Raw genomic sequence first — 23,489 nt, 5'->3', positions numbered from 1 at the left:
CCAAGCCGTTATCATCTGCCATCGCCCCTGCCAACTACCGGAAACCTCATGGATTACCAGACACTGAAACACGCGCACGCCGGGCTGGCGTATCTGTCGGTGACGCTGTTCGCGCTGCGCGCGGCGTTGTCGTACCTGCAACCGGCGCTGCTGCAGAGCAAGGCGCTACGCATCGGCCCGCACGTGGTGGACACTGGTCTGCTGGCCGCCGCCATCACCCTGGCGCTGTGGGCCGGCTTCTCGCCACTCAACCAGCCGTGGCTGGCCGCCAAGATCGTGGCGCTGATCGCCTACATCGGGCTGGGCACGCTGGGGCTGAAGCGGCTGCAGGGCTCGCCGCTGCGCGGCCCGGTGCTGCTGCTGGCGCTGGCGATGCCGCTCTACATCATCGCGGTGGCCAAGACCAAGCTGGTGTGGCCGTTCTGAGGCGGCCGTCCATAAACATGTTGGCCGCACACCCAGTGGGCATGCGGCCAACATGTTTTCCAGCTACAACTTGCGACTTAATTCCGTTCAGATACGGTGACTTCGATGCCGCCGGTCCATTTGGCAGCGAAGTTGTAGAGCCAGGCGGCTATCAGGGTGCCAATGAACCCGAGCACGGCATACAGCAGCGGTATCATCACGACCATGATGCCCACCGGCTGATGCTCGCCCGGCACCAGCAACATCAGTGGCACCATAATCAGCAGCATCGGCAGGGAAATCAGGAAATACAGCACGGCCAGGGTTTTGGCTGATTGCAACGGTGCAATCGCGCTCAATCGTTTTTTCATATTAGGCTTCTCCACAAGTCCGCAAAGGACCTCTCACATTGGTATTAGCCCAGCTCTAGGGCGGCCAAGACAATAGCACCCAAACTTCCATTTGTCATTGCAATGTGCGCATAGAGGATATCTCCGCCCGCAGTTCCCCCCCAAAAAAAAAGCGGCCGGTTCGCAGTGAACCGGCCCCAAGTGGACAATAGCAGGTCAAACTCACAAGTCGGCAGCGCCCCCCGGTGCTGCCATCTTGCTTTCGGTAGCGCGCCAGCCGTGACTGGCGCGGCAATGCTTTACACGCCCAGACGGTCGCGCATTTCATACCACCACGCGCCCATGGTCAGCATCGGCACGCGGAACAGACGGCCACCCGGGAACGGGTAGTGCGGCAGGCTGGCAAAGGCATCGAAACGCTCGCGCTGGCCGCGGATCGCCTCGGAAATGATGCGGCCGGCCAGGTGGGTGTAGGTGACACCGTGGCCGCTGCAGCCTTGCGAGTAGTAGATGTTGCTGTCGACGCGGCCAACCTGCGGCAGGCGCGACAGGGTCAGCGAGAAGTTGCCGGTCCAGCCGAACTCGATCTTGACATTCTCCAGCTGCGGGAAGGTTTTCAGCATCTTCGGACGGATCAGGCGCTCGATTTCGCCCGGGTCGCGCGCGCCGTACACGGTGCCGCCGCCGTACAGCAGGCGGTTGTCGCCGGTGAGGCGGTAGTAATCCAGCAGGAAGTTGCAGTCTTCGACGCAGTTGTCGCCCGGCAGCAGGCTCTTGGCCAGCGCCGGATCCAGCCGCTCGGTGGTCACCACCTGGGTGCCGCACGGCAGGGTTTTTTCCGCCAGTTGCGGGATCAGGTTGCCCAGGTAGGCATTGCCGGCGACCACCACGGTATCGGCCACTACTTCACCCTGCGCAGTCTTCACCGTGGCCGGCTGGCCTTTCAGCACTTCCACCACCGCCGACTGTTCAAAAATCTGGCCACCCAGCGACTCGAACGCCGCGGCTTCGCCCAGCGCCAGGTTCAGCGGATGGATATGGCCGCCCCAGGTATCCAGCAGCGCGCCGACGTACTGGTCGCTGGAGACGATGTCCTTCATGCCGGCCTTGTCCACCAGCTTGAGACCGGTGTGGCCGTAGCGTTCCCACAGCGCTTTTTTGGCAATCAGCTCGTCCAGCTGTTTCTGGGTGAAGGCGGCGAATACGTTGCCGTCTTTCAGATCGCACTGGATGTCGTACTTGGCGATGCGCTCGCGGATGATCTTGCCGCCTTCGAACGCCATCGCCCCCAGTTTGCGGGCGGCATCGGCGCCGTGGCGTGCCTCGATCACGTCGATATCGCGGCTGTAGCTGTTGACGATCTGGCCGCCGTTACGGCCGGAGGCGCCCCAACCGACGCGGGCGGCTTCCAGCACCACCACCTTGAAGCCGGCTTCGGCCAGATGCAGCGCGGTGGAGATGCCGGTGTAGCCGGCACCGATCACGCAGACATCGGCACGCAGACTGCCGCGCAGTGCCGGGCGCTGCGGCGACGGATTGGCCGAATAGGCGTAGTAGGACCCGGTGTGTTCGACAGTCTGGCTCATGACAGCTCCTCGTATTATTTCTTAAACATTGCAGCGCAGCATCGCGCTTTTGTTAACGCATTATGCTTCAAACGATAGCACACGTCTAATATGTTAAACATAGTGGGCGTAAAAAAAGCCCGGCATGCCGGGCTGGAGGTGTTGGTTTCGGCTTACAGGCCTTGCTGCTCGCTGAGTGCCGCGCGCTTGGCAGAGAGGTCGATGCCCGGCAGATCGGCGACGATGTCCGGGTGATCCAGCAGCTTCTCCACCACGAAATCGACAAACACGCGGGTGCGCGGCGCGATGTGGTCGCGGTGCGGGAAGCAGATATAGATCGAGCGCTCCATCGACACAAAGTCGGTCAGCACCGCCTCCAGCCGGCCGGCACGCACATCGGCCAGCACTTCGTGCCCCGGCAGCTGCGCCACGCCCTGCCCCAGCCGCGCCAGCTCCAGCACCGCGTCCACGTCGTTGACGGTATAGGTGCCGGAAACTTCCAGCGGAATGCGCTCGCCGTTGCGCTCGAACTCCCACTTGTACAGCCGGCCTGAAGTCGGGAACTGGAAGTTGATGCAGTCGTGCGCCGACAGCTCTTCCGGCGTGCTCGGCCGGCCGTGTTCTTCCCAGTAGCGCGGTGCGGCCACCACGTATTGCGGAATATGCGCCAGGTGGCGTGCCACCATGCGGCTATCCGGCATCATGCCCACCCGCACGCCGACATCATAGCCATCCTCGATCAGGTCGCTAAAGTGATCGTCCATGCCGAAAAACACGCGGATCTTCGGGTAACGGCTGCAGAACTCTTCCATCAGCGGCAGGATGAAACGGCGGCCAAAGGCATTGGGCAGGCTGATGCGCAGGTGGCCGGCCGGTTCGTCACGGCTGGCCTTCAACTGCTGGATGGCAGAATCGAGATTGTTCACCGGACCGCGGCACTGGGCGTAGAAGCGGCGGCCGTCTTCGGTCAGCGTCAGCTGGCGGGTAGTACGGTTGAACAGCCGCACTTCCAGCTCCTGCTCGAGGCGGGCAATGCTCTGGCTGACGGCGGCGGGCGAGACCCCCAGTTTGCGGGCAGCATCGGAAAAGCTGCCGTTCTCGGCCGTGGTCATGAAGACCATCAGTGCTTTTAAAGTATCCATGGGTTGATCTCGCAAAAGACCCGCTGCCGGCGCAGCGGATCCGGGTCATTTGAAAACACAATGCGTGCAAAGCCAATGGCGGCTTACAGAGTCTCTGTCAAATATAAGTGAAAAAAGTTTTTGCTTAAAGATATTTATGGATTAATTGATAGATGCAAACTGATTAAATGCATCAAAGGCTTAACAAGCCGTCTACCCGACCTTCCGGCCAGTTTGCAAAGTGATGCCGATTTGCAACAACTGTGGGCCGCTGGCAGGCCGGTTTTGCGTTGAGCCCGTAGTGCAGGCGATGGCTGGCATGAGTAAAAATCATAGCAAGACGAAATCCGGTTGGGCCGCCCGCCGTGCTTCGCTAAGATAGCCGCTCACAACAACCATACAGAGGAGAACACGGTGACAAAAGGGATCCCCTTTGCCTGTGGCACAGTCTCCAGCGGTCTGACACACACCCAGTTATCCACCCTGCTGCACTGGATCCAGCAACTGCCGCAGCTGGCAAACGAGCAGCAACTGCAGCGCCACCTGGACCTGCTGGCCGAGGAAAGTGGCGCCAGCACCCTGCAAATTCATCATGGCCCGGTCGCCAGCCAGGGCTGGCTGGGCAGCCCGCGCCGCCTCTGTGCCGGCGTGGTGGCACTGGCGCTGAGCGGCACTCCGGCCTGCTGCGGTCTGGACCTGGGGCCCGAAGTGCAGTTCTTTGCCGCCGAGGCCGGCTCCCCGGTCTGCACGCTGGCGCTACACTGCGACGGCCATCTGACCCTGCTGCAAGTCGACCACACCCTGCCTGCCGCCGAGCTGCGCATGCTGGGCAGCCTGCTGCCGCACCTGCACCGCACCCTGCAGCGCATTACCCCGAGCGGCAACGGCGACAATCCGCTGTCGCACCGCGAACGCGACATTTTCTACTGGATGATGCACGGCAAGACCAACTGGGAAATCGCCACCATCCTCGATATCAGCGAGCGCACGGTGAAATTCCACGCCGCCAACATCATCCGCAAGCTGGACGCCAACAACCGCATCCATGCCATCGTACTGGGCCTGCAGAAAGGCCTGGCGGCATAAGGCGCCACCGCCGGCCGGCTTGATACTGGTCAACGCCGGCCGCCGCCGCACTGCCGACAATCCAGCCTTTGTTTTTTACGCTGGAACCGGCATGTCGATCTCCCACCCGTTTTCCCCGCTGTCCATCCGTGGCCGCCAGTTGCTCCCCATCGTACAGGGCGGCATGGGCGTCGGCATTTCCGCCAAACGCCTGGCCGGTGCCGTTGCGCGCCAGGGCGGCGTCGGCACCATAGCCAGCGTCGATCTGCGCCACCTGCATGACGCCCTGCTGGCCGATGCGGCCAACCAGCAGGGCCAGGACGCCATCAACCGCCTCAACCGCATCGCGCTGGACCGCGAAGTACGCGCCGCGCTGGAAACCGCCGATGGCCATGGCCTGGTGGCAGTGAACGTGATGAAAGCGGTGGATGACCACGCCGCGCTGGTGCGCCAGGCCTGCGAATCCGGCGCACACGCCGTGGTGATGGGCGCCGGGCTGCCGCTGGACCTGCCGGAGATGACCGCCGAGCACCCGGAGGTGGCGCTGATCCCGATCCTGTCCGAGTCGCGCGGCATCGGCATCGTGCTCAAGCGCTGGATGAAAAAGGGCCGCCTGCCGGACGCCATAGTGATCGAGCATCCCAACCATGCCGGCGGCCATCTCGGTGCGGCCAACATCGCCGGCGTCGCCGACGACAAGTTCGACTTCAAGCGTGTACTGGAAGAAAGCTTCGAGCTGTTCCACAGCCTGGGGCTGGCACGCGAGCGCATTCCGCTGATCGTCGCTGGCGGCGTCAACAGCCACCAGAAAGTGCAGACCTATCTTGGCGAATACGGCGCCAGCGGCGTGCAGATCGGCACCGCCTTCGCGGTAACCGAGGAAGGCGATGCCCACATCAACTTCAAGCGCACCCTGGCCGGCGCCAAGCCGGAAGACATCGTGGAATTCATGTCGGTGGCCGGCCTGCCGGCGCGCGGCATCCTGACGCCGTTCCTGAAAAGCTACCTCAAGCGCGAGGACAAGCTGCAGGCCAATGCCAAAGCCGACCCGGCACGTTGCACCCAGGCGCTGAACTGCCTGTCGGTGTGCGGCCTGCGCGACGGTCTGGCCAAGGTCGGCCAGTTCTGCATCGATCTCAAGCTGGCCGCTGCCTTCCGCGGCGAAATCAGCAAGGGGCTGTTCTTCCGCGGCAGCGAGCCACTGCCCTTCGGCGACGCCATCAAGAGCGTGCAGGAAACCATCCACTACTTCCTCTGCGGCGAAAAACCGCTGGAGGCTGCCGACAAAGTACTTCGTTGACAGCTAACCGGACCCGGCAGAGCCGGGCCGCTCCAGCTAAGCGATTGAATCGGCAGCCTTGCTGTTTATAGAACTAAAGTCCTTTCGCATGGCGAATGGACTTTAGCCTCTCGGCACGGCACCTGAGCTGCCTTGCCCCCGATGCGGCCAACCCTGCGGCATGGTCAGGGTTGGCCGCATTTGTTACAGTCTCCCGACTGTAATTGCCCTGCTACCTCTGCCAGCCCGCTGCCATGAACGCCTTTACCAGCTGCAACCCCGCCTCCGGCGAAGTGGTCTTCACCCGTCCCGCCCTCGATGCCGATTGTCTGCCGCCACTGCTGGCCGGCCTGCGCCAGGCGCAGCACCGCTGGTCGCGGCTGGATACCGCCGCCCGCGCTGAGCGCCTGCTGCTAGTCGCCGATGCGCTGGCGGCACAGCGCCACGCACTGGCGGAGCTGGTCTCGCTGGAAGTGGGCAAGCTGCTACGCGAGTGCCTGGCGGAAATCGACAAATCGGTACAGCTGATCCGCTACTACGCCGAGCTGGCACCGCGGCTGCTGGCGCCACAGGACATCGCCACCGGCGCCAGCAAGAGCGGCGTGGCGTTCGAGCCGCTGGGGCTGGTGCTGGCGATCATGCCGTGGAACTACCCGGTGTGGCAGGTGCTGCGCTTCGCGGTACCGGCGCTGATGGCCGGTAATGCCTGCGTAGTGAAACCGGCGCCGTCGGTGCCGCAGTGCACCGCACTGCTGCTGGAGATCGTGCAGGGTGCCGGGCTGGAAGTGCTGGATGTGGCGTGGATCAACCACGATGCGGTGGACGACGCCATCCGCGGCGTGGATGCGGTGGCGTTTACCGGCTCCACCGGCACCGGCCGCCAGATCGCCGCCATGGCCGGGCGGCACCTGAAGAAATCGGTGCTGGAACTGGGCGGTAGCAACCCCTTCATCGTGCTGGCCGATGCCGATGTGGAGACCGCCGCGCAGGAAGCGGCGCATTCGCGTTTCCGCGACGCCGGCCAGAGCTGTAACGCCGCCAAGCGCATGATCGTGGTACCGGAGGTGGCCGACGCCTTTATCGACGCCTTCATGGCGCAGGTGCGGGCGCTGGTGCCGGGCCACCCGGCCGATGCCGTCACCACGCTGGCGCCGCTGACCCGTGCCGACCTGCGCGAGGCGCTGCATGCGCAGGTGCTGGACGCTGTACACAACGGCGCGCGGCGGCTGTCCGGCGGCGTCATGCCGCACGGCGCCGGCTTCTACTACCCGGCCACGGTGCTGGACGAGGTCACCCCGGCCTGCCGCGTCTACCACGAGGAAGTATTCGGCCCGGTAGCCAGTATTCTGCGCGCCCGCGACGAGGCCGACGCCATCCGCCTCGCCAACGACACCCCGTTCGGCCTCGGCGCCACCATTTTCAGCGCCGACACCGAGCGCGCCTGGCAACTGGGCCGTGATATCGAAGCCGGCGCGGTGTTCATCAACCGCTACACCAGCTCCGACCTGCGGCTGCCGTTCGGCGGGGTGAAGGCCTCCGGCTACGGCCGCGAACTGTCGGAGTTCGGGCTGTACGAGTTCGTCAACGTCAAGACTTACTGGCAGAAGTAACTCGCAGCGGCCAACACGACACAGTTGGCCGCATGCAACCAAATGCCGGGCAGCCGGTCGCAGCCAATCTGCCATTTGCTGCCGGACTGCCATGCTGCCACCGCACACACCTACCCCTCGTACCGCCTGGGTCCGTGTCGCCCTTGCGGCAAACCACCTGCATCACCACACGCTGGGCGAAGCCATTGGCCGTCACCCGCGGCAGCAGCTCACCTGGCTGGGGCTACTGGCACTGCCGCTGGTGCTGCCGCTGAGCATTCCGGGTATGGCCACCACTGTGGCGGCATTCTGTGTGCTGGTGGCCGCCAGCATTTTTCTTGGCCGCTGCCTGCCGCTACCCTGCTGGCTGCAGCGGCGGCGGCTACCAGGCAAGCTCAGCGAGCCACTAGCCAGACATGTGGCCACTCTCACTGCCCGACTGGCCCGGATCAGCCAGCCGCGGCTGCTGCGGCTGTCCGATGTGCGCAGCCGCCGCTTCAATGGGGTGATGCTGGCCCTGTCCGGGCTGGCGATGATGACGCCAGTGCCGATGGTGTCATTCGACAACGTGGTGCCTGCACTGGCCACCGTGCTACTGGCCTGGGGCCTGCGGGTACGCGATGGCCGCATGCTGCTGGCCGGCTATGTCACCACCGTGCTGGCGTGGGGCTATGTCGTGCTGCTGTGGTGGCTGGGGGCCGAGTTGCTGCTATGGCTGCTGGCCATGCCGGCGCAACTGGGCTGGTAGCCATTCCGGCGCGGGCGGCAGCCGCGTATGATCGCGTTTTCCGTCTGCAAAACCCTTTCCCATGAGCAATCTGATCCTGTACGGCAACCGTTTCTCCGGTCACAGCTACAAGGTGCGCCTGGCACTGGTGCTGGGCGATGTCTCCCACGAATACCGCCATGTCGATCTGGCTACCCCGCGCGCCGAGCGGCCGCCGGAATTCCGCGCTGCCAGCCGCTGGGACGAGGTGCCGGCGCTGGTGGTGGATGGCGTGGCGATGGTGCAGTCGGACGCCATCCTGCTGTGGCTGGCGGAGAGCGAAGGCGTGCTGGCCGGCCAGCCCGGCGACAAGCAGACCATCCGCGAATGGCTGTGCTGGGAAGCCAACCGCATCGGCCTGTCGCTGCCCAACCTGCGCTTTGCCCGCAAGTTCGAAGCACAGCCGGCGGAAGTGCTGGCCTGGCTGCAAGCGCGCTGCCAGCGCGATCTGGATACCCTGAACCAGCACCTGGCCGGCCAGGACTACCTGCTGGCCAGCGGCCTGACCGTGGCCGACCTGGCGGTAAGCGCCTACCTGTGGTGGGCGGCCGATGCCGGCATCGAGGTACAAGGTTGGCCGCATGTCGCCGCCTGGCTGGCACGCATCGCCGCCCGTCCCGGCTGGGAGCATCCGGATGCACTGATGGCGCCGGATTTCGCCGAACCGGACCCCGCCGAATAACATGACCGAGTCGCCGCGCATCTGCATGCCGCGGCGGCGACGCGACAGTTGAAGCCGGGCCGCAAGCGGCGGATGATGCCGCCGCATAACCCTCTGCCCGCGAAAGCCCCGCGATGACCGACCTCCTCCCCCGCCTCGCCGCCATTGTCGGTGCGGCCAACCTGCTCACCAGCGAGCACGATGTCGCGCCCTTCGTTACCGACTACCGCGGCCGCTACCACGGCCGGCCGCTGGCGGTGGTACTGCCGGCCAGCACAGCCGAAGTGGCCGCGCTGGTCAAACTTTGTGCGGCGGAAAACATTGCCATCGTGCCGCAGGGCGGCAACACCTCCACCTGCGGCGCCGCCACGCCGGACGGCAGCGGCCGCCAGCTGCTGATCGCCATGCGGCGGCTGAACCGGCTGCGCCATGTCGACGTCGCCGGGCGCGCCATCACCGTGGAAGCCGGCATGACGCTGGCCGCGGTGCAGCAGGCAGCGGCGGATGCCGGCTGCCTGTTCCCGCTGTCGCTGGCGTCGGAGGGCAGCTGTCAGATCGGCGGCAACCTGGCCACCAATGCCGGCGGGCTGGCGGTGCTGCGCTACGGCACCATGCGCGAGCTGGCGCTGGGGCTGGAGGTGGTGCTGCCGGACGGCACGGTGCTGGATGCGCTGTCCAGCCTGCGCAAGGACACCAGCGGCCTGGACGTGAAGCAGCTGTTCATCGGCGCCGAAGGCCAGCTGGGGCTGATCACCGCCGCCACCCTCAAGCTCTACCCGCAGCCCAGCGCCCGCGCCACAGCGATGCTGGCGGTGGACAGCGCCGAGGCGGCGATTGCCACCCTGACGGCGCTGCAGGACGCTTTTGGCGACCGTCTCACCACCTTCGAAATGCTGTCGGAAGCCTGCCAGCGGCTGCTGGACAAGTACCAGCCGGGCAAGGTGCCGTTCTTTGCGCCGTGGGCGCTGCTGGTGGAGCTGTCGGACAGCGGCGCGCCGGCCACGCTGCAGGATGCGCTGGAACACTGGCTGGCACAGGCGGCCGGCATCAGCGATGGCGTGCTGGCGCACAGCGAGGCGGAACGGCAGCGGCTGTGGCAGCTGCGCGAGGACATGTCGGACACGCAGAAGAAGGACGGCGCCAGCATCAAGCACGATATCGGCGTGCCCAGCTCGGCCATTCCGGCGTTTCTGGCCGACTGCGATGCCGCGCTGCAGGCGGCGTTTCCCGGCGTGCGCATCATCGCCTTCGGCCATGCCGGCGACGGCAACCTGCACTACAACATCAGCTACACCCGGGCCGGCAATGCCGCGCTGTTCGATGACGAGGACGCGGTGAATGCCATCGTCTATGAGCACGTGTACCGGCATCGCGGCACGTTGGCCGCTGAACACGGCGTCGGCCAGCTCAAGGGCCACTGGCTGGCGCAGTACAAGGACCCGGCGGCGCTGGCGCTGATGCACAGCGTGAAGCGCGCCATCGACCCGCAAGGCATCATGAACCCGGGCAAGTGGCTGTAACAGCAGTAAAAACCACCCTGTTAATGACGTTGTTTTGTCAGACTTTGCGGCTACGCTGAAGCTATAGCCATCAGCGTGGGCCGACACGTATGACACCGCCTTTCGCCTGTGACCCGCTGCTGCATGCCCTGCTGGAAAAAGCGCCCATCGGCATTGCGGTACTGGATGACTCGCTGCGTTATCTGCACATCAACCAGCTGCTGGCCGATTCCAACGGCCACAGCATCGCCAGCCATATCGGCCGCTCGCCGCGCGACGTGCTGCCGGACGTGGGCGAGCAGCTGGAGGCCATCATGCGCGACGTCATCGCCAGCGGCGAGGCGCGCTGCAATTTCGAGGCGCAGGCCGAGGTACCGCCGGGCTCCGGCCAGTTCCGGCTGTGGAATGCCAGCTATCACCCCTACCGCCAGGACAACCAGATCCTCGGCATCATCGCCATGGTGGAGGACGTCACCCATGCGCGCGATACCGCCCGCCGGCTGCGCAATAGCGAGCAGCACATCCGCCGCGTGCTGGACAACCTGTTTACCTTTGTCGGCGTGCTGTCGCCGGATGGCACCATGCTGGAAGTCAACCGCGCGCCGCTGGAAGCGGCCGGCATCGCGCTGGACAGCGTACGCGGGCAGAAGATGTGGGACACCTTCTGGTGGAGCGCCAGCCCGGAGAACCAGGCACTGGCGCAGCAACTGGTCAGCCAGGCCGCCAGCGGCGAAACCGTGCGCCGCGAAGTAACGGTCAAGATGCAGGACGGGCCGATGACCATCGACCTGATGCTGGCGCCGCTGCGCGACGATAACGGCGACATCACCCACCTGATCGGTTCGGCCAACGATGTCAGCGCCCGCACCCGTAGCGAACAGGCGCTGCGCCAGAGCGAGACCCACTTCCGCCAGGTGGTGGAGGCGACACCGGATGCGCTGATGATGGTGGATGACAGCGGCGTGATCCGGCTGGTGAATGGCCGCATGGAAGAACTGTTCGGCTATAGCCGCGACGAGCTGATCGGCAAAGGCTTCGACCACCTGCTGCCGCCGTCGGTACGCAACCAGCACCAGTCACTGGTACGGCATTTCTTTGCCCATCCCTCCACCCGCGACATGGCCAACCGCAAGCCACTGTTTGCCATGCGCCGCGACGGCTCGAGCTTTCCGTGCGAGATCGGCCTCAATCCGCTGGAGATCGATGGCCAGTTGCTGACACTGGCCTCGATCACCAACGTCACCGCGCGCTACCAGGCACAGCAGGCGATGGAAAAGGCGCTGGATGAAAAAACCGTGCTGCTGGGCGAAGTGCACCACCGGGTAAAAAACAATCTGCAGGTGATTTCCAGCCTGCTCAACCTGCAGGCGCGCAATGCGGCCGAGCCGGTGCGGGTCGCGCTGGTGGAAAGCCAGAACCACGTCAAATCGATGGCACTGATCCACCAGCTGCTGTACGAGCGCAGCGATTTCTCGCGCGTGCCGCTGACCACCTACCTGGAACGGCTGCTGATGCTGCTGCAGCATTCGCTGGCCAATAACCGCCTCAAGGTGAGCGTGCACTTCACGCCGCCGCCGCAGGAGGTATTCCTGGAGCTGCAGCAGAGCATTCCGCTGGGGCTGCTGGTGAACGAGATCGTCACCAATGTGTTCAAGCATGCCTTTGCCGGCCGCGGCCACGGCACGCTGCGGCTGCAGCTGCAGCCGGGCGAACCGGACAACCGGCTCAGCATCAGTGACGATGGCGTCGGCCTGCCGGCCGGCGTGGCGCTGGGCGAAAGCCCGACCCTGGGCTTCCAGCTACTGCCAATGCTGGCCGAGCAACTGCAAGGCCGGCTGGAGCTGGCCAGCCAGCCGCAACAGGGCACCCACTTCGTGGTGCACTTCCCGGCCCTGGCGACGGGAGAAACCGCATGAGCCACCGCATCCAGATCGTCGAAGACGAGCGCATCGTGGCGCTGGACCTGAAGGAGTGCATCCGCAGTCTCGGTTTCGAGGTGGTGGACATCAGCTCGTCCGGCGAAAAAGCCATCTCCCGCGCCCGCGAGTTGCGCCCGGACCTGACACTGATGGACATCCATCTGGACGGGCAGATGAGCGGCACCGAAGCCGCCGCCATCCTGCGCCAGGAGCTGGATATCCCGGTGGTGTTCCTCACCGCCTATGCCGAGGAAAACACGCTGAAGGCGGCAGAAGAAAGCGCCCCCTACGGCTACCTGCTCAAACCGTTCGAACTGCGTGAACTCAACGCCACGCTGCGCATGGCGTTCTCCTGTCGCGCCGCCGAGGCGGAAACCCGCGACCAGCACCGCCGGCTGCAGATGGCCATCGACACCGCCAAACTGGGCATCTGGGAATGGGATAACCAGCAATCCACCTTCTTCAGCCAGGGCCACATCCAGCAGCTGACCGGCATCCTGCCGGGCACCCTGCGCGACAACGCGCCATCGTTCATGCGCCTGCTGGCCAAGACCGACCGCGACAAGCTGCTGACCATGCTGCAGCAGCGCGGGCAGGCGGAGATGGTCGCCGCCATGCAACGCCCGGATGGCGAATCGGCGTGGGTCGAGCTGAATGCCAAACAGTTCGAGGGGCAGAGTCGCGGCCAGACCAAGCTGGTGGGCGTACTGCGCGATGTGACCGAGCGGGTGCAGATGGAGGAAAAGCTGCGCCAGGCCAGCGCGGTATTCCACAGCACCGCGGAAGGCATCGTGATCGTGTCGCCGCAACGCCAGATCCAGGTCGCCAACCCGGCCTTCCTGCGCATGACCGGCTACAGTCTGGGCGAGTTGCTGCTGCAGGACATCGACCAGCTGTTCCACGAACGCCAGCACAGCAGCGAGTTCTACCAGCAGCTGGGCGCCATGCCGCACGGACTGTGGAATGGCGAGATCCTGTGCCGGCGCCATGGCGGCGAGCTGTTTCCGGTGTGGGAGCACATCTGCGCGGTACACGACGACAGCGGCCAACTATCGCACTTCATCGTCGCCTGCTCGGATATCTCCGGCATCCACAATGCGCAGCGCGAACTCAACCACATGGCGTTCCACGACGCCCTCACCGGCCTCGGCAACCGCCACCTGCTGCAGGAGCAGCTGGAAGTCGAACTGGATCGCGCACTGTGCCACCAGCAGCCGCTGGGGCTGATCTTCATCGACCTGGACGGCTTCAAACTGGTGAACGACAGCCTGGGCCACGCCGCCGGCGACCGCCTGCTGCAGATCGTGGCCGCGCGCATCAAGGAGACCATCCGCCGAGCCGACATTGCCACCCGCTTTGGCGGCGACGAGTTCTTCATCGTCTGTCCGGGCAGCGGCGAGGAGGAGTGCAGCAAGCTGGCCGACCGGCTGATTGCCAAGCTGGAGGCGCCGATCCTGCTGTCGGACGAGCCGGTGGTGATCAGCTGCAGTATCGGCATTGCCCTCTGTCCGCAGCATGGCGTGGAACTCGACAAGCTGCTGCGTGCCGCCGACAGCGCCATGTACGAAGCCAAAATCCAGGGCAAACGCCGCTACTGCCTGTTCAACGACCAGATGGCCAACAAGGTGCGCATGCGCATGCAGACCGAGCAGCACCTGCGCCAGGCCATGAACCGGCAGGCATTCGAGCTGCACTACCAGCCGCTGGTTGCGCTGGCCGGACAGCAGCTGGTGGGCTTCGAAGCGCTGATCCGCTGGCGCGAGGGCGAGCGGCTGATCATGCCGGACAGCTTCATTTCCATTGCCGAGGAATGCGGCCTGATCCACGACATCGGTGAATGGGTGCTGCGCAGTGCCTGCGAACAGGCCAAAGCGTGGCAGGACACTTACCAGCGGCCGCTGCGGGTGGCCGTAAACGTTTCGGCACGGCAATTTGCCGCGGCGGATTTCGTGCGCAAGGTCGGCATCATCCTGCTGGAAACCGGGCTCTACCCGCACCTGCTGGAACTGGAGGTCACCGAAAGCACGCTGCAGATCATGGAAGACAGCCAGCGCGTGCTGGGCGAGCTGAAGGCCCTGGGGGTGAGCATTTCGATCGACGACTTCGGTACCGGTTACTCGTCGATGGCGCTGCTCAAGCACCTGACCATCGACCGGCTGAAGATCGACCGCTCGTTCGTGAAGGACACGCCGGAAGCGGTACGCGATTGCGCCATCTGCCGCGCCATCGTCACGCTGGCGCATAGCCTGATGCTGAACATCACCGCGGAAGGGGTGGAAACGGCGGAACAGGCGGAGTTCCTGACCAAGATCGGCTGCGATACGGCGCAGGGTTACCTGTTTGCCAAGCCGCTGCCGCAAGCGGCGCTGGCGCGCTATCTGGCGGACTGGCAACAACAGCAGGCGGCGGGAAAATGATGCCCGTCGGGCGGACAAAAAAAATCCCCTGAGGGTTTCCGCAGGGGCCAACACGAGGAAGAAACATCTCGCCGGCGAGGGGCCGGATCGATGCTTCGAGGGGCTAACACCACAAAAACCTTTCGGCTTGAGTGCGCTGCACAATTTAGCGTAATTGCTCTAGCTTGTCCATTTTTTTATCAGGGACTTAGCGGCGATCGGGCGCCGAATCGGGCGGTTTTCACTCCTTTACCGGCCGCTTGGCCAGCATGCGCTGCAGGCTGCGGCGATGCATGCCCAGCGCCCGCGCGGTAGCGGACACATTGCCGTCGTGCTCGGCCAGCACCCGCTGCAGATGCTCCCAGCCCACCCGCTTCAGCGACATCGGCTGGCTGCCGACCGCCAGTGCCGGATCGGCGGCCTGCTGCCCCAGCGCCGCCAGGATGTCATCCACTGTCGCCGGCTTGGCCAGGTAATTCACCGCCCCCAGTTTGACCGCCTCCACCGCGGTGGCGATGCTGGCATAACCGGTCAGCACCAGCAGCCGTGCGGCCGGTGCCCGCTGCAACAGCTGCGGCAGCAGGCGCAGGCCGCTGTCGCCGGCCAGGTTCAGATCCAGCACGATGCCGTCCGGCGCGGCCGTCGCCGCCGCCAGCGCCGCCGCGGGGTTGGCCGCACAGTGCACCGTCAGGCCGCGCCGGCTCAGGCTGCGCGCCAGCACCGCGGCAAAGGTCTCGTCGTCATCAATGATCAGCAGTGTCTGCATCGGCACCATCCAGCGGCAGGCGCAGCGTGGCTCGCACCCCGCCGGCCGCGTCATTATCCAGTTTCAGTTCCCCGCCCAGCTGCGACAGCGTGGCGTGTGACAGCAGCACGCCCAGCCCCAGCCCCGCCGGCTTGGCGGAATCCAGCGGCGCCAGCCCGGCATGCTGCAGCTGCGCCGCGCTGAGGCGGCCGTGGCGGTTGTGGGTTTCCAGCCGCAACCAGCCCGGCTCCACCGCCACTGTCAGCGCCACTTCGCGGCCGCCGGATACCGCCTCGCCGGCAGCATCGGCAGCATTGTTGAGCAGGTTGAAGAACGCTGGCCAGAAGCGGGCGTCCAGCGCCAGCAGCGGCCCGCCTTCGGTCAGGCCGTGGCGCAGCAGCTGCACATCCGGCCGCGTGCTGTGCCAGCCCTGCAGCTGCTGTGCCAGTTGCGTGCACACCGGTAGCGGCCTGGCCGCCCCGCCGCTGCCGGCCTTCAACTGCACCAGCGCCTCGCGGCACAATTGCAACTGGCGCTGCATCAGCTGCAGGTCAGCGCGCTGCGTGGCAGTGGCGTCGTGCAGCAGCTCGTCACATAGCAGTGTCAGCGTGGCCAGCGGGGTGGATAGCGCGTGCGCCGCAGCGGCAGCCTGCACCCCGAGGCCGACCAGTTGCTCGTTGCGCAATTGCGCCTCGCGCGCTGCCGCCAGCGCTGCCTCGCGCCGCAACAGCAGCGTGGCCAGATAGGACACAAAGCCGGTCAGTAACAGCACCGACACCGCGAAAGTCAGCCACATGCCCATGAGGTGCAGCTGGAAGGCATAGGCAGCATCGCTACCGGCCAGCGGCCATGGCAGGTGCCAGTTGAACAGCAAGGCATAGGCCGCCAGGCTGGCCAACGCCAGCGCCCAGGCCTGGCGTGGCGGCAGCAGCCGCGCACCCAACAGCACCGGCGGCCCGTCTCGTGGGCTCGGAGATGTTTATAGGAGACAGGAGGCGCACCGAACAGCACCGGCGGCAGGTAGAGCGAGGCCAGCGGGTTGGCCGCACCGCCGCTGAAGGCCAGCAGCTCGGTCAGCACCATTACGTCGGCGGCCAACCCCAGCGCCAGCAGCCGCCGTGGCGGCACACCGCGCCGCGCCAGCCACGGCAACGCCAGGTTCACCGCCAGCAGCGTCAACCATGCCTGTGCCAGCAGCAGCCACGGCAGTTGCAACTGCTGGAGCAGGCACAGCCCGAATAGCAGCAAGGCGCAGCCAAGCATCGCCCAGCGCAGCAAGTACAGCCGCTGTTGCACGGCCTCCAGCCGCCCGGCGGAGAGTAAAGGGAATGCAGGAGATGTCATCTGCCGAACTTTAGCATTGCCGTGGCTCGCCGTTGCCGGCTGCGGCATTTTGTCGCACGGCAAAAACAAGCCGCCCGGCAAGCGGGCGGCAGACAGTTCGCATGGAGCGCGGGAACGCCTTCCCGCCGTGGTCACTGTAGCGCTGGGGCGACGGCGGCGGAATGCGACACCTTGTCGCAGGGCCGGCTACAGCGCGGCGATCACCGCATCACAGAACGCCACCGTCCCGGCCGCTCCCCCCAGATCCGGCGTGCGGATGCCGGCCGCCAGCGTGGCACGTACCGCCTGCTCCAGCCGTGCGGCCAACGTTGGCCGCTGCCACCAGTGGCGCAGCAGCATGGCCAGCGACAACAGGCTGGCCACCGGGTTGGCGATACCCTGTCCGGCGATGTCCGGCGCCGAGCCATGCACCGGCTCGGCAATCGCCGCGGTGGCGCCCAGGTTCAGCGACGCCGCCACCCCCAGCCCGCCGCCAAACGCCGCCGCCAGATCGGACAGGATGTCGCCGTACAGATTGGGCGCCAGCAGGACGTCAAATGCCTGCGGGGCCTGCGCCAGCTTCAGTGCCGCGGTATCCACCAGCAGCTCGTCAACCTGCAACTGCGGATACTCCGCCGCCACCTGCCGCGCCACGTCGCGGAACAGGCCGTCGGTCAGCGGCAGGATATTGGCCTTGTGCACGATGGAGAGCCGCTGCCGGCCCTCGGCCACCGCCAGCTGGCAGGCGCTTTGTGCCACCCGCTGCGAGGCGGCGCGGGTGATGCGCTTGATGGCGGTGGCGGTGTCGCCGTCCGACTGTTCCTCGCCGATATACAGGTCTTCGGTGTTCTCGCGCACGATCAGCAAATCGATGCCGGCGCTGCCGCAGCCGGGCAGGCTCAGGGTTGGCCGCAAGTTGGCATGGCAGCCCAGCTCGCGGCGCAGCTGCACGATGGGCGAGCGGTAGCCGGCCACCTTGTGCGCCGGCGAGCTGACCGCGCCGAAAATCACCGCGCCGCAGTCGCGCGCCGCCGCCAGCGTGGCCGCCGGCAATGCCGTACCCTGCTGGCGGAATGTGTCCCAGCCGGCCTCGGCCGTGACCGTCTGCAACGCCGGCAACAGCGTTTGCAGCACGCGTACCGCCTGTGGCACCACTTCGCGGCCGATGCCGTCGCCGCTTATCACACACAGTTTCATCACTCTGTTCTCTTGTGCTTGTTGTTGCAGGGCAACATAGCGTGGCACCGGCCAGCGGGCAAGCACGACTGTCCGACAGCCTGACACGCCCGCCCTGTCTGGTTATTAGGAATCTATATCATTATATAAATTGAGCAATATCAAAAAACGCAATAAAGACAGAACCTTTCCGTCCAAGCAGTTATTTGGCAGCTGGGGTAGAATACGCGCCTGTTGAATTACTGCCGCATGTAAAGACGATCTCACATGGCTACCCTCTCGACCGAAACCGTCCTGTCCGTCCATCACTGGAACGACACCCTGTTCAGCTTCACCTGCACTCGCGATCCCGGCCTGCGCTTCATCAACGGCCAGTTCGTGATGATCGGTCTTGAGGTGAACGGCAAACCGCTGATCCGCGCCTACTCCGTGGCCAGCGCCAACTGGGAAGAACACCTGGAGTTCTACTCCATCAAGGTGCCGAACGGCCCGCTGACCTCGCGCTTGCAGCACCTGCAACCGGGCGACAAGGTGGTGATCTCCGGCAAACCCACCGGCACCCTGGTGCAGGACAACCTGCTGCCGAACGCCAAGCACCTGTTCCTGCTGTCCACCGGCACCGGTCTGGCGCCGTTCATGTCCATCATCAAGGACCCGGAAGTCTACGATCTGTACGACAAGATCTTCCTGATCCACGGCGTACGCTGGGTGAGCGAGCTGGGCTACCACGACTACATCACCAAGGAACTGGCCGAGCACGAGTACCTGGGCGAGCTGGTGCGCGAGAAGCTGGTGTATTACCCGACCGTGACCCGCGAACCGTTCCGCAACCAGGGCCGTCTGACCGACCTGATCAAGAGCGGCGAACTGGCCAAGCAGCTGGGCATCCCGCAGCTGAACCCGGAAACCGACCGCGCACTGCTGTGCGGCAGCCCGGCGATGCTGGACGACACCTGCCACATTCTGGACGAGCTGGGCTTCAAGGAATCGCCGCGCATGGGCGAGCCGGGCCACTACGCCATCGAACGCGCCTTCGTCGAGAAGTAAGCATCAAGCAAGGTCCGCTGCGGCCAACCTTGTCGAGCACACCCCGTCCTGTACGGGGTGTTTTGCTGTCTGGAGAGCCACCATGCCCCACCCTTCCATCCCGTTCCGCGACGCGCTGCGCTTCTGGCTCAAGCTCGGCCTGCTCAGCTTTGGCGGCCCGGCCGGGCAGATCGCGCTGATGCACCGCGAGCTGGTGGACAACAGGCGCTGGATCTCCGAGCAGCGTTTCCTGCATGCGCTGAACTACTGCATGCTGCTGCCAGGGCCGGAAGCGCAGCAGCTGGCCACCTATCTGGGCTGGCTGATGCACCGCAGCCGTGGCGGCATCGCCGCCGGGGTGCTGTTCGTACTGCCCTCGCTGCTGATCCTGATTGTGCTGTCATGGCTGTACATGGCCTTCGGCCAGCTGCCACTGGTGGCCGGCGCCTTTGCCGGCATCAAGGCGGCGGTACTGGCCATCGTGCTGCAGGCAGCGTGGCGCATCGGCAGCCGCGCGCTGAAGCACCCGCTGCTGTGGGGCATTGCCGCCGCCGCGCTGCTGGCGCTGGCGGTGTTCGCCCTGCCGTTCCCGGCCATCGTGCTGCTGGCCGGCATCGGCGGCTGGCTGGGCGCCAAACGTTGGCCGCAGGTATTTGCCGGCGGCAAGGGCCATGCGGCCAACGGCGTGCAGGATGACCAGCAGGCGCTGATCAACGACCACACCCCACCGCCGCCGCATGCCAGCTACAGCCACGGCAAGCTGCTGCGGCTGGCGCTGGCCGGTGCGTTGCTGTGGGCGCTACCGATGCTCACCGCCACGCTGCTTGCCGGCAGCCAGCACACGCTGCCACAGATGGGCTGGTTCTTTACCAAGGCGGCGCTGCTGACCTTTGGCGGTGCCTACGCGGTGCTGCCCTATGTCTACCAGGGTGCGGTGACGCACTTTGGCTGGCTGACGCCGGGGCAGATGATGGACGGGCTGGCGCTGGGCGAAACCACACCGGGGCCGCTGATCATGGTGGTGGCCTTCGTTGCCTTCGTCGGCGGCTACGGCGCGCCGCTGTTCGGCGCCGGCAGCGCGGCGCTCAGCGGCATCGTCGCTGCCTGCTGGGTGACCTGGTACACCTTCCTGCCATCGTTCCTGTTCATCCTCGCCGGCGCGCCGCTGGTGGAGCACACCCGCGGCAAGCTGGGCTTTACCGCGCCGCTGACCGCCATTACCGCCGCGGTGGTGGGGGTGATCATCAACCTGGCGCTGTTCTTCGGCCAGCACCTGCTGTGGCCGCACGGTCTGGCCGCCGGTATCGACTGGTTTGCCGCGCTGCTGGCGGCGGCCAGCCTGGGGGCGCTGGTGAAAGGCGGCCGCGGCGTGATCCAGGTGATTGCCGCCTGCGCCGGCATCGGCCTGCTACGCGCGCTGCTGGCGTAAGCAACAGCACGGTGGCGGCGAGGCCCGCCACGGCTCTGCCATAATGACTGCATTGCCGTTGCGGAGCAGACCATGCCAGCAAAGTCCTTTCTGCTCGCCGCGCTGTTGTGCCTGCTGGCGGCCCTGCCGGCCAGCGCCGGCAAGCTGCGGCTGGTGGCCCCCGATTACTGGTGTCCGTTCAGCTGCCAGCAGAACAGCCCGCAGCTCGGCTTTACCATCGACATCGCCCGCGCGGCACTTGGCCACGCCGGTTATCGCCTTGACTACCGCAACCTCAACTACGCGCGGGCGCTGCAGGAAACCCGCCGCGGCCAGTACGATGCCATTCCGGCGGTGCTGCCGGCCGAGGGCCGTGGCCTGATCCTGCCGCAGGAGCCGATCTCGCGTAACCGCTACTGCGTCTACACCGCCCCGCTGCAGCGCTGGCACTACCGCACCCCGGCCGATCTGGACGGCCACCGCATCGGGTTGATCCGCGGCTATGACTATGGCCCGGCACTGGAGGCCTGGCGCAACCGGGCCGGTGCCAGCGTGGAACAGCATGCCGGCGACCAGGTGGTGCCACGCATGCTGGACAAAGTGCGGCTGGGGCGGCTGGATGCACTGATCGAGGATGAAAACCTGGTGGACTGGCTGCAACGCGGCCAACCTCGTCCCTTGCGCAAGGCCGGTTGCGAAGCCCCCAGCTGGGGCTATCTGGCGATCTCGCCGCATTACCCCGACGCCCAGCGGCTGGCGCAGCAGTTTGACGAAGGCATGCGCCGCCTGCGCCGCGGCGGCGAGCTGGCGCGCATCATGGCGCGCTACGGGCTGAAAGGCTGGTAGCGCCCAGCCGCAAGCTTGGTCGCATGCCGCCGGCCCGCACCGCTATGGCCGCTGCTGGCCCAGCTCCGCCGCAATCTGCAACAGGTAATCGACCACCGCACGCACCCGTGGCGAGCGGTAGCGGTCGGCGTGGTACACCAGCCAGCTGCTGCCCTGGTAGCGCCCCAATAATTGCCAGCCCGGCAGCACCGGCTGCAGGCTGCCCTCCGCCAGCTGCTGCCGCACCGAGAAATCCGGCAGGCTCGCGATGCCCAGCCCCCACTCCGCCGCTTCGCGCCGCATCTCGCTGTGATTGCTGGCGTATCGGCCGCGCACGTTCACCACCACTCGCTCGTTGCCGCGCACCAGGCACCATTCGTCGTCGCCCGGCAGCTCGGCCAGATGCAGGCAGCTGTGGCGCACCAGCTCGGCCGGATGCTGCGGCGTGCCGTGGGCCGCCAGATAGGCCGGCGCGGCGTACAGCAGGGTGCGCACCTCCATGAACGGCCGCGCCACGTAACCGGGCGGCGGGTCGCCCAGACGCAGCGCGATATCCACGCCGTCGGCGATCAGGTCCACCACCTGGTCAGTGACCTGCAGCTCCAGCGCCAGCTGTGGATAAGTCTGCAGCAGGCCGGGCAGCTGTGGATGAATCAGCTGCCGCAACGCCGCCTTGGGTGCGGCCAACCTTACCCGGCCGGTAACGCTGCTGGCGTGGCGCGCGGCACCGTCGCAGGCGGCGCGGGCCGCCTCCAGCATGGCGCGGGCGTGGCGCAACACCTCCTGCCCACCGCTGGTCAGGTGCAGCCGCCGCGTGCTGCGCTCCAGCAGTTTCAGTTCCAGCGCGGTTTCCAGCCGGGCGATCTGCCGGCTCACCGCCGACGGTGTGCTGCCCTGCAGCCGCGCGGCAGCGCTGAAGGAACCGGCCTCCACCACGTCCACCAGCACCGCCAGATCCGGCAGCAGCGGCAACAGCTCATTTGTTCTCATGGCGCAAAAATCCTGTGCCCGGAAGGCGGATTATCAAGGTATCGATGCAGTTTCATACTGCTGGCTAGTCAATGCAAGGAGCCCGCCATGAACCGCATCCTGATTCCCGCCGAACTGTTGCTACTGCTCACCGCCGCCATCTGGGGCGGCAGCTACAGCATGGTGAAGAGCGCGCTGGCCTTTTACCCGGTGGCCGGCGTCATCGCACTGCGCTTCCTGCTGAGCGCGCTGTTGCTGCTGCCGTACTGGCTGCGGCTGCCGCGCGCACAGCAGCAGGCCACACTGCGGGCAGCGCTGCCGATCGGCGCCGGTTTGCTGGCGGTAATTCTGGTGGAAACCTATGGCGTGGCGCATACCAGCGCCGGCAACGCCGCCTTCCTGATCAGCCTGTGTCTGCTGCTGACCCCGCCGCTGGAATGGCTGTGGTTCGGCAAGCGCCCCGCGGCGCGACTATGGCTGGCGGCAGTCATTTCGTTGCTGGGCACCTGGCTGTTGACCGGCATGGCTGCTGGCAGCATCAATCGTGGCGATGCGCTGATGCTGCTGGCGGCACTGTTGCGCGCAGTGCAGACCTGCCTCGCCCCCCGGCTCACCGCCGGCAAGGGCATCGACATGCTGGGCCTCACCGGCGTGCAGAGCACACTGGTGGGTGCCGGTGCGCTGCTGCTGGCTGTGCTGCAACCCGGCGGCCTGCCGCCGCTGCCGACTGTCGCGCCGTTCTGGCTGGCCATCGCCTTCCTGGTACTGTTCTGCACCCTGTTCGCGTTCTGGGCGATGAACCACGCGCTGGCGGAATCCAGCCCCAGCAAGGTGGCGCTGCTGCTGGGCAGTGAGCCGCTGTGGGGTGCGCTGTTCGCGGTGGCCTGGCTGGGCGAACCGCTGGCCGCCAGCGGCTGGGTCGGCGGGCTGCTGATCGCCGGTGCCGCGCTGTGGCAGGCGCTGCCGCCACGCCGTGTGGCGGCCTGACACGGCAGGCCCAAGAAGACAAAAAAAAAACGGCATTGCCGCTGGCAATGCCGTGCTGTTGTGGCGCCCCGCTAGAGCGGCCGCAGCTCGACACTGAGCCCGCCCTCCGGCCGGTTGTGCCAGCTCAGGCTCAGACCGTGCAGTTCGGCGATGCGGCGCACGATGGACAGCCCGAGGCCGCTGCCGCTCTGGCTCTGTCCGGGTGGACGGTAGAAGCGCTGGCCGATCAGCGGCAGATGTTCGGCAGCGATGCCCGGGCCGTTGTCGCTGACGCGGATCAGCTCGGGGGTGATTTCCAGCAGCACCTCGGCGCCCGGCGGCGAATAACGCACCGCGTTGTCGAGCAGATTACGCAGCAGCAGCGAAAGCAGCAGTGCCTCGCCCGCCGGCAGCGGGCCGCCGCTGACTTCGTGAC

The 23,489-nt window shown here is 66.0% G+C and carries 22 protein-coding genes; 13 read left to right on the top strand and 9 right to left on the bottom strand.

Annotation, left to right across the window (positions count from 1 at the left end; translation table 11 throughout):
• Positions 1-48 precede the first annotated feature (48 nt).
• The gene (locus HU218_RS10310) at positions 49-426 is read left to right on the top strand and encodes a SirB2 family protein (protein ID WP_174874864.1); all 378 of its coding nucleotides are present in this window, start codon (positions 49-51) and stop codon (positions 424-426) included.
• Positions 427-503: 77 nt separating this feature from the next.
• Here the strand turns inward: HU218_RS10310 and HU218_RS10305 are convergent, their stop codons facing one another.
• The 3 genes from HU218_RS10305 to HU218_RS10295 all read right to left on the bottom strand — a co-directional run bounded on the left by HU218_RS10305 (position 504) and on the right by HU218_RS10295 (position 3,462).
• Entirely contained in the window at positions 504-776 is a 273-nt protein-coding gene (locus tag HU218_RS10305; protein WP_174874863.1) for a DUF3566 domain-containing protein, read from the bottom strand.
• 278 nt (positions 777-1,054) lie between these two features.
• Positions 1,055-2,341: an NAD(P)/FAD-dependent oxidoreductase gene (locus tag HU218_RS10300; RefSeq protein ID WP_174874862.1), complete on the bottom strand. Its 1,287-nt coding sequence runs from the start codon at positions 2,339-2,341 to the stop codon at positions 1,055-1,057.
• Between the two features lie 152 nt (positions 2,342-2,493).
• A complete protein-coding gene (locus HU218_RS10295) occupies positions 2,494-3,462 on the bottom strand; it encodes a LysR family transcriptional regulator (RefSeq protein WP_174874861.1) in 969 nt (322 codons plus the stop codon).
• 393 nt (positions 3,463-3,855) lie between these two features.
• On the opposite strand from HU218_RS10295, the gene HU218_RS10290 reads away from it, so the two are divergent.
• The 8 genes from HU218_RS10290 (at position 3,856) to HU218_RS10255 (ending at position 14,636) form a co-directional block, all read left to right on the top strand.
• Positions 3,856-4,527, top strand: coding sequence for a helix-turn-helix transcriptional regulator (locus HU218_RS10290; protein WP_174874860.1), 672 nt, complete (start codon positions 3,856-3,858; stop codon positions 4,525-4,527).
• Positions 4,528-4,624: 97 nt separating this feature from the next.
• On the top strand, positions 4,625-5,806 hold the full coding sequence (locus tag HU218_RS10285; protein WP_174874875.1) for an NAD(P)H-dependent flavin oxidoreductase: 1,182 nt from the start codon (positions 4,625-4,627) through the stop codon (positions 5,804-5,806).
• 233 nt (positions 5,807-6,039) lie between these two features.
• Positions 6,040-7,395, top strand: coding sequence for an aldehyde dehydrogenase family protein (locus HU218_RS10280; RefSeq protein WP_174874859.1), 1,356 nt, complete (start codon positions 6,040-6,042; stop codon positions 7,393-7,395).
• Positions 7,396-7,486: 91 nt separating this feature from the next.
• A complete protein-coding gene (locus tag HU218_RS10275) occupies positions 7,487-8,122 on the top strand; it encodes an exopolysaccharide biosynthesis protein (RefSeq protein ID WP_174874858.1) in 636 nt (211 codons plus the stop codon).
• Positions 8,123-8,183: 61 nt separating this feature from the next.
• Positions 8,184-8,822, top strand: coding sequence for a glutathione S-transferase family protein (locus tag HU218_RS10270; protein WP_174874857.1), 639 nt, complete (start codon positions 8,184-8,186; stop codon positions 8,820-8,822).
• Between the two features lie 113 nt (positions 8,823-8,935).
• A complete protein-coding gene (locus HU218_RS10265) occupies positions 8,936-10,321 on the top strand; it encodes an FAD-binding oxidoreductase (RefSeq protein WP_174874856.1) in 1,386 nt (461 codons plus the stop codon).
• An 89-nt stretch (positions 10,322-10,410) separates the two neighbouring features.
• The gene (locus HU218_RS10260; protein WP_174874855.1) at positions 10,411-12,216 is read left to right on the top strand and encodes a PAS domain S-box protein; all 1,806 of its coding nucleotides are present in this window, start codon (positions 10,411-10,413) and stop codon (positions 12,214-12,216) included.
• Positions 12,213-14,636: a two-component system response regulator gene (locus HU218_RS10255; protein WP_174874854.1), complete on the top strand. Its 2,424-nt coding sequence runs from the start codon at positions 12,213-12,215 to the stop codon at positions 14,634-14,636. The genes HU218_RS10260 and HU218_RS10255 overlap by 4 nt, the downstream gene beginning before the upstream one ends.
• A 220-nt stretch (positions 14,637-14,856) precedes the next feature.
• Here HU218_RS10255 and HU218_RS10250 read toward each other — a convergent pair whose 3' ends face one another.
• The 4 genes from HU218_RS10250 to HU218_RS10240 form a co-directional block, all read right to left on the bottom strand.
• On the bottom strand, positions 14,857-15,381 hold the full coding sequence (locus tag HU218_RS10250; protein WP_174874853.1) for a response regulator transcription factor: 525 nt from the start codon (positions 15,379-15,381) through the stop codon (positions 14,857-14,859).
• Positions 15,359-15,901, bottom strand: a complete 543-nt coding sequence (locus HU218_RS17130; protein ID WP_343033028.1) for an ATP-binding protein — start codon at positions 15,899-15,901, stop codon at positions 15,359-15,361. The genes HU218_RS10250 and HU218_RS17130 overlap by 23 nt, the downstream gene beginning before the upstream one ends.
• A 245-nt stretch (positions 15,902-16,146) precedes the next feature.
• Positions 16,147-16,704 (bottom strand): hypothetical protein, encoded by a 558-nt coding sequence (locus HU218_RS17125; RefSeq protein ID WP_343033027.1) that lies wholly within the window; start codon positions 16,702-16,704, stop codon positions 16,147-16,149.
• 186 nt (positions 16,705-16,890) lie between these two features.
• Complete coding sequence (locus HU218_RS10240; RefSeq protein ID WP_174874852.1) at positions 16,891-17,880, bottom strand: isocitrate/isopropylmalate dehydrogenase family protein; 990 nt, start codon at positions 17,878-17,880, stop codon at positions 16,891-16,893.
• Between the two features lie 246 nt (positions 17,881-18,126).
• Here HU218_RS10240 and HU218_RS10235 point away from each other — a divergent pair, with 246 nt between their 5' ends.
• The 3 genes from HU218_RS10235 (at position 18,127) to HU218_RS10225 (ending at position 21,139) form a co-directional block, all read left to right on the top strand.
• Entirely contained in the window at positions 18,127-18,906 is a 780-nt protein-coding gene (locus HU218_RS10235; protein WP_174874851.1) for a ferredoxin--NADP reductase, read from the top strand.
• An 82-nt stretch (positions 18,907-18,988) separates the two neighbouring features.
• Entirely contained in the window at positions 18,989-20,314 is a 1,326-nt protein-coding gene (gene chrA / locus HU218_RS10230; RefSeq protein ID WP_174874850.1) for a chromate efflux transporter, read from the top strand.
• A gap of 72 nt (positions 20,315-20,386) precedes the next feature.
• Positions 20,387-21,139 (top strand): substrate-binding periplasmic protein, encoded by a 753-nt coding sequence (locus HU218_RS10225; RefSeq protein WP_174874849.1) that lies wholly within the window; start codon positions 20,387-20,389, stop codon positions 21,137-21,139.
• 42 nt (positions 21,140-21,181) lie between these two features.
• Here HU218_RS10225 and HU218_RS10220 read toward each other — a convergent pair whose 3' ends face one another.
• Entirely contained in the window at positions 21,182-22,108 is a 927-nt protein-coding gene (locus HU218_RS10220; protein WP_174874848.1) for a LysR family transcriptional regulator, read from the bottom strand.
• Positions 22,109-22,195: 87 nt separating this feature from the next.
• Here HU218_RS10220 and HU218_RS10215 point away from each other — a divergent pair, with 87 nt between their 5' ends.
• Complete coding sequence (locus HU218_RS10215) at positions 22,196-23,074, top strand: DMT family transporter (protein ID WP_174874847.1); 879 nt, start codon at positions 22,196-22,198, stop codon at positions 23,072-23,074.
• Between the two features lie 71 nt (positions 23,075-23,145).
• On the opposite strand, the gene HU218_RS10210 is transcribed toward HU218_RS10215, so the two are convergent.
• The coding region (locus HU218_RS10210) for an ATP-binding protein (RefSeq protein WP_246210985.1) at positions 23,146-23,489 on the bottom strand (344 nt) is incomplete at its 5' end.

This window comes from Vogesella oryzae (assembly GCF_902829295.1).
Classification (GTDB): Bacteria; Pseudomonadota; Gammaproteobacteria; order Burkholderiales; family Chromobacteriaceae; genus Vogesella; species Vogesella oryzae.
Note: the sequence above shows the minus strand (reverse complement) of the source record. Positions and strands in the feature narration are given on the sequence as shown.